A 15,124-nucleotide genomic window follows, 5' to 3' on the forward strand; every position below is an offset into this window, starting at 1 on the left:
ATCAGCGGCGGCCGACGGTCTTCAGGTCGCGGGCCGGCGGTATCAGGCGTGCTGTGCGGGAGATCGTGCCGGCGGCGGCAGGCGCGGCAGGGTTTTCGCCTTCTTCCGGCTTGTAGGTATAGCTGTCGGCGCGCCGCCAGGCTTCCACCCGCTCATGGCATTCTTCCGGATCGAGCGCATCGAGCACCATCCAGGCGCGGGTCACGCTGTGCTGCGGTTCGGCGAGATGCGGATAGAGCTTTTCCAGGACGAAGACGGCATCGAGAAAGCCCATGCCGAGGCTGACGAGCGTGGTGGCCAGCTGCTGGCCGGAGAGATCGAGCATGATGCGCTCGGCCAGCCAGCGGCTGGCGGACAGCGCATCGGCAAGCGTGCTGGCAAAGTGGCTCGCCTCGCGCGAGCGGGCAAAGCGCACCAGCAGCGCGTCCTGGATGTCTGAGATCGTCCTGAGGCCAAGCCGGTCGTCGTCATCGCGGCCGAGATGATTGGCGAGACCGCGAATCTTCTGGCGCATCGCCTCTTCATTGGCGAGGCGCTCGGCAAAGTCAGGATCGACGGCCGGCGGTTCGGTTGCGACGGGCGCAAAGACCGGCGCCGGTGCCGCGGCCAGCTGTTCCTCGATGGCCGGAAGCGGCAGGTCGGCGGGCGAGGGGCGGGCGGTCGCTTGGCGCAGCGCCACCAGCGCATCGATCACCTTCGGCGAGAGGTTGTCGCGGCTGACGATGGCGCGGATATGGGCGGTGCCCTGCGTGCGGGCGATCATGATCAGCGTATCGTCGCTGACCGCCTGCGAGGCCGTCAGAAACGGTGCGGCAACGGCGATCGGCAGGTTGCCGATGAAGAGAGCCACGGCCTGCGGAATGACCGGGCATTGCGAGAGCGCGGCGACGGCCTGGCGGCGGGCTTCGTCGGAAGAGGCCTGGAACAGCGGAGTAAAGAGCTCGGCGAACTGGCGCAGCTCGGATCGCGTAGGATGCGCCAATCCCTCGAAGCTGCTCACGGTTGCCATCAACACCACGTCCTTCTTGCGGCTGGCCATAGGCCCTTCTAGGTCTCTAAACCGGTCACGCACAAAGAATACCCCGGAAACGCCGATACTGAGGGATCGAATGTGCCGGCTGGACGGAGGCCGGGCTCAGACGAATATGAACAAATCCTACACCGGCAGGGTTAATGCTTGCTGAAGATTTTAATCAAATGCGCAGCAATGATACACGCAGAACGTGTTCAGCTGTGGATGGCGCACAAAAAGAAAGCGCCCCGCAGATACGAGGCGCCACCGTCTTTCCGGATCGCTCCGGCCTGGAGATGAATGTCAGAGTCCCTTGTGGGCACGCAGAGCCAAAAGCAGCTTTTCGCCGTCGTTATGGCCGGCCTGATAGAGGTCGAGCGCAGCCGAAGCTGCAAACTGGGCCTCGGGGCTTTTGATATCCAGACGCTTTTCCGAGCACCACGCATCGAGCGCGCCGCGCAGCACATCCAGGTCTTCAGGAGAGAATGTCGGGTTCATGAATAAAGACATTTTCTGCCCTCCGTATCTACGGCAAGAGCATGGGTTGTCTCTCAAGCGGTCATCGCCATAAAACTTTTGACCGATGCGCCGACCATACGCCTATTCACCTGAACTGCAATTGATATTTCGGTGACGCAAATCGGCAACACATCCTTATGACGTAAAGGTGATCGGCTGTACTTGGTCAAGCCTATGAGTTCATAAGTCTTTCCTAATTAAATCTGACTTATTGCCGATTGAAACTAAAAGCCAGCTCGCAGCGTTTATTGAACAGCCCTACAACAGGGCTGAAATATTAGGAGACTGTTAACTATCGTATGTCTCAATTCGGACAGGAACGGCGCGGTTCGATGCTTCGGCCGTAAAGATTCCACATCACGGTATTCAAACAGGTGCCGTGAGAAAGGCGCGAATGACCTCGGTTCCGGTTTCCGGCATTGCAGGACGCGCTGGCCCGCACAGGCGGGCAGGGTGAAATCCGCTTTGCTTCATCCGTCTCGGGCAGTGCATGGAGACGAGAATGGCCACTATAGTCGCATTGGCTGACAGGCGCTCGCAACAGCCGCGCCGAAAAGACCGGGAGCCCGTCGAGGCTCAGATATTGCTGTTCACCGGCGTTCGCTACGAGCGTCTCGTGGAGAGCCCGAAGCGCCGCGCCCCGTCGCGCGCATCGCGTGTAAAGACCAAGTAGGCGTCAGTTGTCCGAACCGTAGGTCTCGCAGCCTGCCTCGGTCAGAAAATTCTTGGCTGCGTCATCGAAGCTCGCCTGCGGCGCAAGAGTGCGCAGCACCGCATAGCCCTCATTATGCGTCATCTCCACCAGGATGGTCTGCTGCAGATCCTGCGGTAGCGACTTGCGCAGCTCCGTCAGCTTGATCGGGCTTGCCGCCAGCACATCGAGCGCACCACCCACCGACGTCCTGTCATTCATGCTGAACACCTCGTTCGAGGCGCCGTCATAAACGGCGATCGACCAGAAGGGCACGCTGCCCTTGGCGGTGAAGCGCACCGGCCCGTCCTCGATATCGAAGGAGCACACGGCGGTGCGCACGAAGGGATCGCTGTTGGAAAGCCCGGCATCGTCGTAGTTCGACGACAGCAGATAGAAATTGTTCGGATCGCCCTCGGCAATCACCCGCGTCTCGGCATCCTTGCCGGTGAAATGCGGCAGCGCCAGAATGATGATCAGGTGCAGCAGGGCGGCGCCGAACAGGCCGGTAATGATGGCAAAGACGATCCTAAGCATTGCCGCACCCGGTCTTCTCGAGCTTCGGCATCGAAAGATCGATAACCCCGGAACTGCCGGCCGTCGGCGTATCGAACAGCGTCAGCACCAGCCGGAAGGTGCCGGCGGCCGGCAGCGCCAGCCAGTTGCCCGGCCGGGCATTGGCCGAAACGTCGATCACGAAGCTGCTGTCGGGCTGGCGCAGCACAGTCCAGGAATTCAGCGCGCCCGGCAGACCGGGACGCACGGAAGCCGGATTGCCGCCATTGTCGGACGTATAGAGCGTCCACAACCGCGCCGCCGGCGTCTGCCCGCTGATCCGGTAGCTGCAGCCCGCATTCAGCCGCTCCCCGCCATCATCGACGCTCGCCGTAAAGGTCAGCCCCTCGGCGCTGCCGTAAAGCAGCTTGCCCGCCCGCGCCCGGTGCGATTTCGCATAAGGATCGGCATCAGCCGTCTGCAACTCCGGAAACGCCTCCCAGGCGCCGAGCTTGATGGCGCCAAACCCCTGCGTCACATCGAGCGCATACCGCGAAACCATGATCCCGCCGCCGAAAGCGACGATCAGCGTGATCGCGATAAATAGCGGAAATCGAAACACTGCATGCCCTTGAGATCAAATCAGGTGAAAGGGTTAGCACTGATTCTGGCGGGGTGGAATGGTGAGCAACGTTTTCGCGGTGGAGGTTGGCGCGTGAGTCTCTCGCCGCGCAGACGCACGCCGGGTGGATTTCTGTAACGAGCACAGGAATGAGGGAGGATTGGGGATGTGCCTTAGGGGCAAGCTGTCCGGTGGAGAGTGTTGAACGACTCCTTGTCCCTCAGCACGCTCGACATCGCCGTTGCTCGCTGAAACCAACCCCAAACTCCCTCATCCCTGTGCTCGTCACAGGGATCCAGCCACGGCGCGTCCGCGCGGTGAATGACTCCTTTGAACGGGCTGGGTAAGCGTCTCTTACCGCCGTGTTCTCTGGCAAGCGCCCATACTCACGACGTCCCGCGCCCCAATCGCCAATGCGACGAACCACCTCCACCGTCCACCCGCCCCACCCATCAAAATCCGGCAAAGGCTTGCTTTTTCTTCTATTTTGCCCTTTCTTTGCCGCCAGTCGAAGGGGATAGCCGGTTGCCGTGGGTGCCGGAAGAGCGCAGGGCAGGCACATCATGGTATCCGAAGCGCCGCCGTTCTGGTGGACGAAAGCCGATTGGCGGGCCTGGACGCTATCGCCCTTTTCGCTGATTTACGGGCAGGTCGCCGGTTATCGCATGAAGCATGCGCGCCGGGCCTCGGTGCCCATCCCCGTCATCTGCATCGGCAATTTCACCGTCGGCGGTGCCGGCAAGACGCCGACGGCGCTGGCGATCGCTCAGGCGGCCAAGGCGAAGGGTTTGAAGCCCGGCTTTCTGAGCCGCGGGTACGGCGGCTCGCTCGATGTGACGACGGTCGTCGATGCCGCTCATCACCGCGCCATGGCTGTCGGCGACGAGCCGTTGCTGCTTGCCCGCGAGGCGCTGACCGTGATTTCCCGCCGCCGTGTCGAGGGTGCCGAGCGTCTCGTCAAGGAAGGCGCTGACCTGATCATCATGGATGACGGCTTCCAGAGCGCGCGGTTGGCGCTCGACTATGCGCTGCTGGTCATCGATACGACGCGCGGCCTCGGCAATGGCCACACCGTGCCCGGCGGCCCGGTGCGCGCGCCGATCCCGGTGCAGATGCGCTATGCGACGGCACTCCTGAAGGTCGGTAACGGCAATGCCGCCGATGCCATCGTCCGCATGGCCGCCCGCGCTGCAAAACCCTATTTCACGGCGTCGCTGAAGACGGTCGGCATGAACGAGCTTTCCGGCCGCCGCGTGCTCGCCTTCGCCGGTATCGCCGATCCCAGCAAATTCTTCCGCACGGTGGAATCGCTCGGCGCCGAGATCGCCGCCACCCGCTCCTTCGGGGACCACGAGCACCTGAGCGATGACGAGATCGCCGATCTCATCGCCGTTGCCGAACGCGAAGAGCTGCAGATCGTCACCACCTCGAAAGACTTCGTCCGCCTTGCCGGTCATCACGGCCGGGCGCAGGAGCTTGCCGAAAAGTCGAAGGTGATCGAGGTGGAAATGGCCTTCGAGGACCCGCAGGCACCTGGCCTGATCATCGACCGGGCGATCGAGGCCTGCCGTGCCCGCCGGTTGAAAGAGCAGTCCGGCCTATAGCGCCAGCCGTTTGCGGATATCGGCAAGCCCGGATGCCGCGCGGCCATCGGCGTCGAAATTGCCGTCGTCGAGCCAGGCTTCCAGAGCGGCCCGGTGCGCCGGCCATTCGTCTTTCAGGATACTGTGCCAGGCGACGTCGCGCTGATAGCCCTTGGCGATGACAGCATTGCGCCAGATGCCCTCGAACACGAAGCCATAGCGCAGCGCCGCCTTGCGCGACGCCTCGTTGAGCGCGGCGCAGCGCCAGACGAGCCGCTCATAGCCGAGATTGTCGAAGGCGTGGCGCATCAGGAGAAAGATCGCCTCGGTCGCCGCGCGTGTGCGCTGCAGCGCCGGTGAAAACCAGATGCTGCCGATCTCGATCGAGGAATCCGCCGGATAGACATCGCAGAGCGACAGCCATCCCGCAGGCTTTCCGGCGCCGAGCGGTTCGACGGACCAGAACGGCTGGTCGGCCCGCCCGGCGAGGTCCGCGACGAAGGCGGTGAACGGGTCGAGGCTCTCGAATGGACCATAGCGCAGATAGCCGAAGCTCTCCGGCGAGGCGCCAGCAAGCGGCCAGAGTGGCTCGGCATGCGCCGGTGTCAGCGGATCAAGCCTGACCGAACGCCCGCGATGGACGATCCGCTCGGGAAAGGGGCGTGGCGAATGGACGATCGGCCGGCCGAAGTCACGCATCAGGGAAAGTCAGCGCTTCTGCACCGGCAGCACGCCTGCGCGCTTGTCGGCCTCGAAGGAGGCGATGACGTCGGCATAGGGTTCCTGGCGGGCGACGCTCCAGTAGCGCAGCTCGTCGAGCGGGATATGCTTGCCGGTCATGGCGCAGACAACGTAGGAGCCCGGCGACAGGATCTGGAAATCGGCGTCGAGATAGCGGATTTTCGCCTCGCGGTTTCCGTGACCTTCAAACAAGTTCATCCTGCTCCATTCCTGCGGCTCTGATCGTCCTGCCATAGCGCGCGGCACGGGCGATTGCCAGTATTTTTCGGCTTGCTGCCGTCAGCTCCGGCCGAACAGCCGCTCGATGTCTGAAAGCTTGAGCTCGATATAGGTCGGCCGGCCGTGATTGCACTGGCCCGAACCCGGCGTCACTTCCATCTGTCTCAAAAGCGCGTTCATCTCCTCCGGCCGCATGCGCCGGCCGGAGCGCACCGAGCCGTGGCAGGCCATGGTCGCCGCGACATATTCGAGCTTCTGCGACAGGCCCGACGCCGTATCCCATTCGGCGATCTCGTCGGCGAGCTGGCGGATCAGGCCGTTGGCATCGACCTCGCCGAGCATCGCCGGCGTTTCGCGCACCGCAATGGCGCCCGGCCCGAACCGCTCGATCGCCAGGCCGAGCTCGCCGAGCCCTTCGGCATGTACCATCAGCCGGTCGCAATCCTCTTCCGGGAGATCGACGATCTCCGGGATCAGAAGCACCTGCGAGGGCAGGCGCTTGGAATGCAGCGCCTTGCGCATTTCTTCGAAGACCAGCCGCTCATGCGCCGCATGCTGGTCGACGATGACAAGACCGTCCTCCGTCTGCGCCACGATATAATTCTCGTGCAGCTGGGCGCGGGCAGCCCCCAGCGGAAAGCGCTGCTGCGCCTCTTCGCGTGGCGCAGCCGCGGGCTGCTGCCAACTCTGCGGCTGCGGTTCGGAACGCGCCGTCGGCGTCACCAATCCGTCGAACGATGCCTGCGGCCGCTCGGCAAAGCCGCTATTGGCAGCCTGATAGGGACGGGACGGCGAGGTCTCCGGCGACCATGGCGCCTGCGCCGGGCGCTGATAGGCATTCGGCTGGAAGCCCGGGCGGAACGAGCGCAGCATGCCATCGGCACCCGTCGTCGCGGCACGGCTGCCGTCGCGGGCGAGCGCTTCGCGCACCGCGCCGATGATCAGCCCGCGGATCAGCCCGGGATCGCGGAAGCGCACATCCGATTTTGCCGGATGCACGTTGACGTCGACAAGCGCCGGATCGAGTTTGAAGGACAGCACCGCGACCGGGTAGCGCCCGGCCGGGATCGTCTCGGCATAGGCGCCGCGGATCGCCGAGAGGATCAGTTTGTCCTGCACCGGGCGGCCGTTGACGAAGGCATATTGGTGGCCGGAATTGCCGCGGTTGAAGGTCGGCACCCCGGCATAGCCCGTCAGGCTCACATCCTCGCGCTCGGCATCGATCTCGATCGCATTGTCGCGGAAATCCTTGCCGAGGATCTGCGCCATGCGCGCCAGATGGTCGTCGCCGGTCGCCGGAAATTCCAGCGTGCTGCGGTCGGTGCCGGAGAGCACGAAGCGCACGCCCGGAAAGGCGATCGCCATGCGCTTGACGATTTCGGTGATCGCCGCCGCTTCCGCCTTCTCGGTCTTCAGGAATTTCAGCCGCGCCGGTGTCGCGAAGAACAGGTCGCGCACCTCGACGATCGTGCCGGGGTTCAGGGCCGAAGGCCTCAAATGCAGGAACTTGCCGCCGGAGACGGCGATCTCGCTGCCGCCGGCGCTATCCTTGCGGCGGCTCGATATGCTGAGCTTGGCGACCGAACCGATCGAGGGCAGGGCCTCGCCGCGAAAGCCGAGCGTGCGGATATCGTCGAGCGTTTCCGAAATTTTCGAGGTGCAGTGACGTTTTACCGCAAGCTCGAGATCGGCAGCATCCATGCCCGAACCGTTGTCGCTGACGCGAAGCAGACCCTTGCCGCCGCCCGATGTGGCGATCTCGATGCGCGTCGCGCCTGCGTCCAGAGCGTTTTCGATCAGCTCTTTCGCCGCACTTGCCGGGCGTTCGATGACTTCGCCGGCGGCGATCTGGTTGATGAGCGTTTCTGAGAGCTGTCTGATGGCCATGCGCCATTTTCGTGGATTCGCAGGCCCGATGGAAGGGTGAAAAAGCCGGTCTCCAAAGCCGCGTCTCAGACCCCAAGATTTGGGTAGATTAATGTTAAGCGACCGTTAGGAGAAAGCTGGCATTTTGGACGCATACCACCAAATAGTGCTGTTAAATCGGATAGATGTGGGATTTTGAGGAATGAGTGCCGGCTTTGAAGAGACGGACGCATCATCCGTGAGCGGGGAGCTGCCGGCCGAGCCCGATCTCCAGTCGTCGCTTTTCGATGCCGTCTCCGATGGCCTCGCCGCCGCCCTCATCGTCTATAACAAGAACGACCAGATGATCTTCGCGAGCCGTCAGGTTCTCGATTTCTTCCCGATTTCGCCGTCCATGCTGAAGCCCGGCACGCGCCTGCGCGATTTCCTGGGCGCCGTCTTCGATACCGGCGTGCGCCAGCAATATGCCGCCAAGCAGCCGGGTGGCGTGCTCGGCCGCGAGGACTGGCTGTCGCAGAAGATCGCCTCGCATTGGCGCGAGCGCTTCGAGATCGTCGAGCGGCATGGCCCGGATCGCTGGATCCGCCTCGTCAAGCGCCGTCTGCCGAGCGGCTATTGCGTGTCGATGATCTGCAACATTTCCGAAGAGCGCAAGCGCGAGGAGCAGTGGCGCGCCGATCTCGAGCGCGTGCAGCTGACCGAGGATATTCTCGACAACCTGCCGTTCCCGCTCTTCGTCAAGGACCGCAATCTCAATTACGTCGCGGTCAACATTGCCTTCTGCGAGAAATATCAGACGACGCCGGACGAAGTGCTCGGCCGCAAGAGCGGCGACCTGTTCTCCGCCGATATCGCCAAGCGCTTCGAGGAAAGCGACCGCCACGTTCTGGAAACCGGCGAGATGTCGATCTCCCGCCAGCGCCAGGTCTCGCGTGACGGTGCTGAGCGCGACATCGTCAGCCGCAAGCACCGCATCGGCAAGCCGGGCCGTTATTTCCTGGTTTCCACCATGCAGGACCTGCCGCGCGATGGCGCCGATCTCGACGAGTTCGACCGCGCCACCTCGGTGACCGCCTCCAGCCACCAGTCCTATCGCCGCGCCTATGTGCCGCTGAACGGCGATGCGCAGCGCCGCGAGCCGGCGGCAATGGAAGCGATCGTCCCGGAGAATTTCTCCGGCCGCAAGATCCTGGTCGTCACCGGCGATCTCGCCGCCGAGACTGCGGCGCTGCGCACGCTCGCCAAATACGGCTTCGAAGCCTGTGCCGTGCGCGGTGAGGACGAGCAGGAGCATTTCCTCGAAATCGCCTCTTCGGCCGGTATCGATCTCGACCTGATCATCATCGACAACCAGATGGGCATGCGTTGCCTGGAGCTTTCGGGCCAGCACGGCATTCCGGCGCTCGTCATGGACGGTTTCCAGCTGGCGAACGAGCTGACCTTCCAGGTCGCCCGCCACTTCAACCGCAACAACCGTATCAATAACGAGCCGGAAGCCGACTGGGAGATCTCGACATCGGCCGATAGCGACACGCTGCAGGTTCTGGTCGCCGAAGACAACGACATCAATCAGATCGTCTTCTCGCAGATCCTCGAAGGCCTCGGCTATCGCTACATGATCGCCTCCAGCGGCGATGAGGCGGTGCGTCTGTGGACCGAGCACAAGCCGCAGATCGTGCTGATGGATATCTCGCTTCCCGGCCTCAACGGTTTCGAGGCCGCCCGCATGATCCGCGGCATCGAAGAAGGCGGCAGCGTCAGGACGCCGATTATCGGCGTGCTCACCCAGGCCTTCGAGCGCGACCATGCCGAATGCGCAAAAGCCGGCATGGATGATGTCATCATGAAGCCTGTCAGCCCGGATATACTGGAGACAATCTTCCAGAAGCATCTGAAGCGCGAAGAGATGCGCGCGGTCTGCTGATCGAAACTCTGGTCAACTCCCCAGATTTTGGGGCGCCAACAATCCCAAACATCGCTTTTCCACTATCGGTTTATTAAGACTTGGCCGCCATTCTCCCCGGAGGGAGTGAAATCTCAGGTCAAAATATGAAACCGGTGGACGTACCTTTTATGCCCGTGAGCCAGAATGAGCTCCAGGCCATGGCCTATACCGATCCGTTGACCGGACTCGGTAATCGCCATCGTATGCGCGACCGGGTCACCAAGATTTCGGCCGAGCGCGCCAACGATCCGGCGCCGTTCACCATCGGCATCGCCAATCTCGATTCCTTCAAGCCTATCAATGACCTGTTCGGATCCGCCGCCGGCGATGAGATCCTCTGCCAGGTCGCTCATCGCCTGAAGGCCTGCATCCCCGACGGCGCGCTCGTCACCCGCCACGACGGCGATGAATTCGCCTTCGTCCTGCCGCTGATCTTCGAGCGTGCGAGTGCGGAAAAATTCGGACAGATGATCCGCGAAGTGCTGTCGGCACCCTATGATCTCGGCGACCGGAACGTGCGTCTCTCTGCATCCTTCGGTTTTGCAATCTATCCGTTTGCCGGTGAGGAGTTCGACGAGCTCCTGAAGAGCGCCGAGACCGCGCTCTACCGTTCCAAGCGCCGCGGCCGCAGCCAGATCACCGTCTATTCGCGCGAGATCGCGCAGGAGATGAAGCGGGCGACGCAGCTGGAGCAGGCGCTTCGAAACGCCATCATCTCGGATGCGATCGACGTGCACTTCCAGCCGATCGTTTCGCTCGCCAACAATCAGGTCGTCGGTTTCGAGGCGCTCGCCCGCTGGAACGATCCGGATCTCGGCTTCGTCTCGCCGGGCGTCTTCGTACCGCTCGCCGAAGAGCGCGGCTTTATTGACGCGCTATCTGAAACGTTGCTGCGCAAGGCTGCGGAGGCCGCACTTTCCTGGCCGCGCGAGCTTTTCCTCTCCTTCAACCTGTCTTCGGCGCAGCTGATGGACCCCGGCACCAGCGCCAACGTCCTCTCCATCCTCGGCCGCGTCGGTTTCGATCCCCACCGCCTGGAGCTGGAGATCACCGAAACCGCAGTGATGAGCTCCGCCGACACGGCGCACCGCATCATCTCCGATCTGCGCCAGGCCGGCGTTCGCGTCTCGCTCGATGATTTCGGCACCGGCCAGTCGAGCCTCGGGCGCCTGCGCGACTTCATCTTCGACAAGGTGAAGATCGACCGCGCCTTCGTCTCGCGCATCAACAATGACCGTGCCTCCGAGCATATCATCAAGGCGATCCTGACGATGTGCGAGGGCCTCGATCTCGAGGTGGTCGCCGAAGGCATCGAGGATTATTCCGAGGCCGTGAAGCTTCGCGCGCTCGGCTGCGGCATGGGCCAGGGCTACCATTTCGGCAAGCCGGCAGACAGCATCGCCACGCTGCGCTTCCTGCACGAGAATTACGACTCGGCAGGCACCGACCGCATCCCTGCATAAGCCGCATCGAGGCTAGTCCACGGCGTCATCAGACATTTCTATTTTAGCGCCGCTGCGCCATGATCCCCGCTTGCTTCGGCGCGAAAAGCGAGTGTCTCATGACGTCATCCAAAGACCCCTTGTTACAGCCCTTTCAGCTCAAGCACCTGACGCTGAAGAACCGCGTCATGTCGACGGCGCATGAGCCGGCCTACTCCGAAGACGGCATGCCGACCGATCGCTACCGGCTCTATCACCGGGAGAAGGCCAAGGGCGGCATTGCGCTGACGATGACCGCAGGTTCCGCCGTCGTCTCGGCCGACTCTCCGCCGGCCTTCGGCAATCTCCACGCCTATCGCGACGAGATCGTGCCGTGGCTGAAGAAGCTCGCCGACGACTGTCATGAATACGGCACCGCCGTGATGATCCAGCTCACCCATCTCGGCCGCCGCACCGGCTGGAACAAGGGCGACTGGCTTCCGGTGCTGGCACCGTCGCCGATCCGCGAGCCCGCCCACCGGGCCTTTCCGAAGGAAGCCGAGGAGTGGGATATCGAGCGCATCATCGCCGATTACGTCTCCGCCTCGCAGCGCATGAAGGAAGCCGGGCTCGATGGTATCGAGTTCGAGGCCTACGGCCACCTGATGGATGGCTTCTGGTCTCCGGCCACCAACCGCCGCGACGACGAATTCGGCGGCTCGCTCGAAAACCGCATGCGTTTCTCGCTGATGGTCACCGATGCGGTGCGCAAGGCCGTCGGCCCCGATTTCATCGTCGGCATCCGCATGGTGGCGGACGAAGATTGGGAGAAGGGTTTTTCACGCGAAGAGGGGATCGAGATCGCTCGCCGCCTCGTCGCCTCAGGCGGTGTCGATTTCCTCAACATCATCCGCGGCCATATCGATCACGATGCCGATCTCAACAACGTCATCCCGATCCAGGGCATGGCCGCGTCGCCGCATCTGGATTTCGCCGGTGAAGTCCGGGCCGCGACCCGCTTCCCGGTGTTCCACGCCGCCCGTATCGCCGATATCGCCACCGCCCGCCATGCGATCGCCGAGGGCAAGCTCGACATGGTCGGCATGACCCGCGCCCACATCGCCGATCCGCATATCGTGCGCAAGGTGATGGCGGGCGAGGAGGCGCGCATCCGCCCCTGTGTCGGCGCCACCTACTGTCTCGACCGCATCTATGAGGGCGGCGAGGCGCTGTGCATCCACAATGCCGCAACCGGCCGCGAGGCCGAGATGCCGCATGAGATCGAGAAGGCAGCAGCCAAAAGGAAGGCCGTCGTCATCGGCGCCGGTCCCGCGGGCCTGGAGGCAGCGCGCGTGCTCGCCGAGCGCGGCCATAGCGTCGATGTTCTCGAAGCGACCGGTAAGGCCGGCGGCCAGATCAACCTGCTCACCCGCAATCCGCGGCGCAAGGAAATGATCGGCATCATCGACTGGCGGCTGGAAGAGCTCGAGCGCCTCGGCGTCACCATCCATTACGATGTCTATGCCGGTGCCGATGAAGTCCTGGAATTCGCTCCCGATCTCGTCGTCGTCGCCACGGGCGGCATCGCCCAGTCGCCGGAGCTGGAGGCGGGCGAGGAGCTCGTCACCTCGTCCTGGGATATCCTCGCCGGTGCCGTAAAGCCCGAGAGTTCGGTCCTGCTCTTCGACGACAATGGCGGCCATCAGGGCATGTCGGCCGCCGAGGTCATCGCCAATGGCGGCGCCGATCTGGAGCTCGTCTCGCCCGAACGCTTCTTCGCCCCCGAAATGGGCGGCATGAACCATGTGCCCTATGCCAGGACCTTCGCCGAGAAGGACGTCCGCGTCACCATCAACACGCGCCTGAAATCGGTCCGCCGCGAGGGCAACGGCCTCGTCGCCGTCCTCGGCTCGGATTATGCCGGTGCGGTAACGCGCGAGCGGCGTGTGGCCCAGGTCGTCGTCGAGCACGGCACCATGGCCAATGCCGATCTCTATCTGGAGCTGAAGCCGCTGTCGCGAAACCTGGGGGCTGTGGATTACGCATCGCTCATCGCCCGCCAGCCGCCGATCCCGATGAAGAACCCGGAAGCCGCCTTCGACCTGATCCGCATCGGCGATGCCGTCTCCAGCCGCAATGTCCATGCGGCGATCTACGACGCCCTGCGCTTCTGTTCGCTGCTCTAGAAACAGGAATGGCGGCGCCCCGAAGGGCGCCGCCATCTACGCTATACTCCCGTGCGGTTTCCCGTCCGGTATCACTTGGTGGTGGTCGAGCCGGTTGCCGTCGAGTCGGTCGGCATCGTGCCACCCGTTGCGGCCGGAGCCTTTTCGGCTGCCTGCATCTGCAGGGTCTTGAACTCCGGTGCAGCCTTCAGGCTGTCAGCCGTTTCCGTAGTCGTCAGCTTGACGCTGCCGTCCTGGGTGTTCTGGGCAACGGTGATCTTTTCCATCGGCACGGCGACGTTCTTCTGGCCGATACCAAGGAAGCCGCCGACACCGACCACGGCAGCAACGAGGCCGCCATCCTTCTTCATGATCAGGTCGGTGACGTTACCGATGCTTTCGTTCTGACCGGTATAGACCGACTGGCCGATATAGGTGTTGGCGCTGACCTGATCTGCACCCTGTTCGGTGAGATAGGTGCCGCCACCGGCCTGTGCGGTGTCAGTGGACGCTGCAGGCGCCGGAGCCTGGGCTGCGTCACCGGCCGGAGCCGTCGCATCAGGCATCTTCGGTGCCGTCGCATCGGCCGGAGCCGACTGGGTAGCGCCCGGGGTCGCGGGCTGCGGAGCACTCTGCGAAAATGCCACCGGTGCGAAAGCCGTGGCAAACAGGGCGCCAGCAGCAACGGTCGTCAGGAGTTTGCGTGTCATTTCGAACCTACCTTTGTGTTCCCTAGTGTGATCCTCTGGCGCGGCTGCCGCTTCTGTTCGGGCGTCTCTGCCGTGCCGGTTCGAAAGGGAAAATGGGTGGGTAGGCTATTGGTTCCTCTCAAAAATCTCTAAAATTTCGCGATTTTTCGGGAACATTTATCGCATCGGCTGCAGAATTCTGCCGCCGGAATAGAAAAAGGGCACTCCCGCCGGGAGTGCCCTTCGTCAATGGTTCTGACCCGTTTCAGATCACAAAGGCAGGGTCGAAGACGCCCTTGACGGCAACGCCGAGTTCCAGAAGCGCACCGGCCTGCGGCTGCGTGGAGCGGGCCGTCTCGTCGAGACCTTCCCATGCCGTCGTCACTGCCAGCCGATCCGCGTCCTTGCCGATGAAGGCGGGGCAGGAGGGCTGGGCGGCCGGCACCTTGTAGCGGGCGATCCGCAATCCGTCCGGGCTGTAGCGGTCGACGACACCGGCGCCCCAGCGGGCGTTCCAGATATAGCCGTCGGCATCGCAGACCGAGCCGTCGATGCCACCGGGATCTTCCATGCTGTCGACCATGACGATCGGCTCGCCGGAGGGCAGGCCGGTCTGCGGATCGACCATCACCCGCATCAGGCGGCTGATCCGCGTATCGGTGTAATAGCCGATCGTGCCGTCGGGCGAGAAGCAGATCGAGTTCGGAATGCTGATCCCGGCAAAGATCTTGGTGACCTTGCCGCCGGAGGCGACGTGATAGATCGAGCCCGCCTGGTTTTCGGCGCGCTTGCTCATCGTGCCGATCCACAGCGCGCCCGACGGATGCGTGCGCCCGTCATTGGAGCGGTTCTCCGGCATGTCGTTTTCGAGCGCCGCATAGAAAGTGAGCTTGCCGTCGGCGAGATCGCGCACGAACAGTCCTTCTTCGGTGGCGAGCAGCTGCCGCTTGCTGTCGATCCGCGCCAGAACGCTCGCCATCATCGGCAGCGCGTGCACTTTCTTCGCGCCGCTCGACAGCGTCAGTTCATGCAGTTCCTTGCCGAGGATATTGAACCACCAGACGGTATCGGTCGCCGGATCATAGGTCGGGCCTTCGCCAAGTACGGAATTGGTGTCGCAAAGTGTTTTGCCTTCAAACTCATAAATAGCGGTCAT

The 15,124-nt window shown here is 63.2% G+C and carries 14 protein-coding genes; 5 read left to right on the plus strand and 9 right to left on the minus strand.

What is annotated here, in order from left to right:
- Position 1: 1 nt before the first annotated feature.
- Both ACEN84_RS14320 and ACEN84_RS14325 read right to left on the minus strand, forming a co-directional pair.
- Complete coding sequence (locus ACEN84_RS14320; RefSeq protein ID WP_413711254.1) at positions 2 to 1,072, minus strand: DUF2336 domain-containing protein; 1,071 nt, start codon at positions 1,070 to 1,072, stop codon at positions 2 to 4.
- A 243-nt stretch (positions 1,073 to 1,315) separates the two neighbouring features.
- Positions 1,316 to 1,522 (minus strand): hypothetical protein, encoded by a 207-nt coding sequence (locus tag ACEN84_RS14325; protein WP_112719136.1) that lies wholly within the window; start codon positions 1,520 to 1,522, stop codon positions 1,316 to 1,318.
- Between the two features lie 511 nt (positions 1,523 to 2,033).
- Between ACEN84_RS14325 and ACEN84_RS14330 the strand changes: the two genes are divergently transcribed.
- Entirely contained in the window at positions 2,034 to 2,204 is a 171-nt protein-coding gene (locus ACEN84_RS14330) for a hypothetical protein (protein ID WP_165402615.1), read from the plus strand.
- A 3-nt stretch (positions 2,205 to 2,207) separates the two neighbouring features.
- Here ACEN84_RS14330 and ACEN84_RS14335 read toward each other — a convergent pair whose 3' ends face one another.
- Together ACEN84_RS14335 and ACEN84_RS14340 are read right to left on the minus strand one after the other, a co-directional pair.
- A complete protein-coding gene (locus tag ACEN84_RS14335; protein ID WP_413711255.1) occupies positions 2,208 to 2,759 on the minus strand; it encodes a DUF1254 domain-containing protein in 552 nt (183 codons plus the stop codon).
- Positions 2,752 to 3,339 carry a DUF1214 domain-containing protein gene (locus ACEN84_RS14340; RefSeq protein WP_112719134.1) on the minus strand — a complete coding sequence of 196 codons (588 nt, stop codon included), beginning with the start codon at positions 3,337 to 3,339 and terminating at the stop codon, positions 2,752 to 2,754. Before ACEN84_RS14340 ends, ACEN84_RS14335 begins: the two co-directional genes overlap by 8 nt.
- A gap of 563 nt (positions 3,340 to 3,902) precedes the next feature.
- Between ACEN84_RS14340 and lpxK the strand changes: the two genes are divergently transcribed.
- On the plus strand, positions 3,903 to 4,943 hold the full coding sequence (gene lpxK / locus ACEN84_RS14345; RefSeq protein ID WP_413711256.1) for a tetraacyldisaccharide 4'-kinase: 1,041 nt from the start codon (positions 3,903 to 3,905) through the stop codon (positions 4,941 to 4,943).
- Here lpxK and ACEN84_RS14350 read toward each other — a convergent pair.
- From ACEN84_RS14350 to mutL, 3 genes are all read right to left on the minus strand, one after another.
- The gene (locus tag ACEN84_RS14350) at positions 4,938 to 5,621 is read right to left on the minus strand and encodes a GNAT family N-acetyltransferase (protein WP_413711257.1); all 684 of its coding nucleotides are present in this window, start codon (positions 5,619 to 5,621) and stop codon (positions 4,938 to 4,940) included. The genes lpxK and ACEN84_RS14350 overlap by 6 nt on opposite strands.
- Before the next feature lie 9 nt (positions 5,622 to 5,630).
- Positions 5,631 to 5,861 carry a DUF2093 domain-containing protein gene (locus ACEN84_RS14355; RefSeq protein WP_112719132.1) on the minus strand — a complete coding sequence of 77 codons (231 nt, stop codon included), beginning with the start codon at positions 5,859 to 5,861 and terminating at the stop codon, positions 5,631 to 5,633.
- An 81-nt stretch (positions 5,862 to 5,942) separates the two neighbouring features.
- Positions 5,943 to 7,769, minus strand: a complete 1,827-nt coding sequence (gene mutL / locus ACEN84_RS14360) for a DNA mismatch repair endonuclease MutL (RefSeq protein ID WP_413711258.1) — start codon at positions 7,767 to 7,769, stop codon at positions 5,943 to 5,945.
- A 181-nt stretch (positions 7,770 to 7,950) separates the two neighbouring features.
- Here mutL and ACEN84_RS14365 point away from each other — a divergent pair, with 181 nt between their 5' ends.
- The 3 genes from ACEN84_RS14365 to ACEN84_RS14375 all read left to right on the plus strand — a co-directional run bounded on the left by ACEN84_RS14365 (position 7,951) and on the right by ACEN84_RS14375 (position 13,300).
- Entirely contained in the window at positions 7,951 to 9,672 is a 1,722-nt protein-coding gene (locus tag ACEN84_RS14365; RefSeq protein ID WP_413711259.1) for a response regulator, read from the plus strand.
- A gap of 125 nt (positions 9,673 to 9,797) precedes the next feature.
- The gene (locus ACEN84_RS14370; RefSeq protein ID WP_413711260.1) at positions 9,798 to 11,156 is read left to right on the plus strand and encodes a putative bifunctional diguanylate cyclase/phosphodiesterase; all 1,359 of its coding nucleotides are present in this window, start codon (positions 9,798 to 9,800) and stop codon (positions 11,154 to 11,156) included.
- 98 nt (positions 11,157 to 11,254) lie between these two features.
- Positions 11,255 to 13,300, plus strand: coding sequence for an FAD-dependent oxidoreductase (locus ACEN84_RS14375; RefSeq protein WP_413711261.1), 2,046 nt, complete (start codon positions 11,255 to 11,257; stop codon positions 13,298 to 13,300).
- Positions 13,301 to 13,371: 71 nt separating this feature from the next.
- Here the strand turns inward: ACEN84_RS14375 and ACEN84_RS14380 are convergent, their stop codons facing one another.
- Positions 13,372 to 13,989, minus strand: coding sequence for a PRC-barrel domain-containing protein (locus ACEN84_RS14380; RefSeq protein WP_199626503.1), 618 nt, complete (start codon positions 13,987 to 13,989; stop codon positions 13,372 to 13,374).
- Between the two features lie 244 nt (positions 13,990 to 14,233).
- On the minus strand, positions 14,234 to 15,124 hold the full coding sequence (locus tag ACEN84_RS14385; RefSeq protein ID WP_413709048.1) for an SMP-30/gluconolactonase/LRE family protein: 891 nt from the start codon (positions 15,122 to 15,124) through the stop codon (positions 14,234 to 14,236).

It is taken from the genome of Rhizobium sp. Rhizsp82 (assembly GCF_047325115.1).
In the GTDB taxonomy this organism is placed as follows: Bacteria; Pseudomonadota; Alphaproteobacteria; order Rhizobiales; family Rhizobiaceae; genus Rhizobium.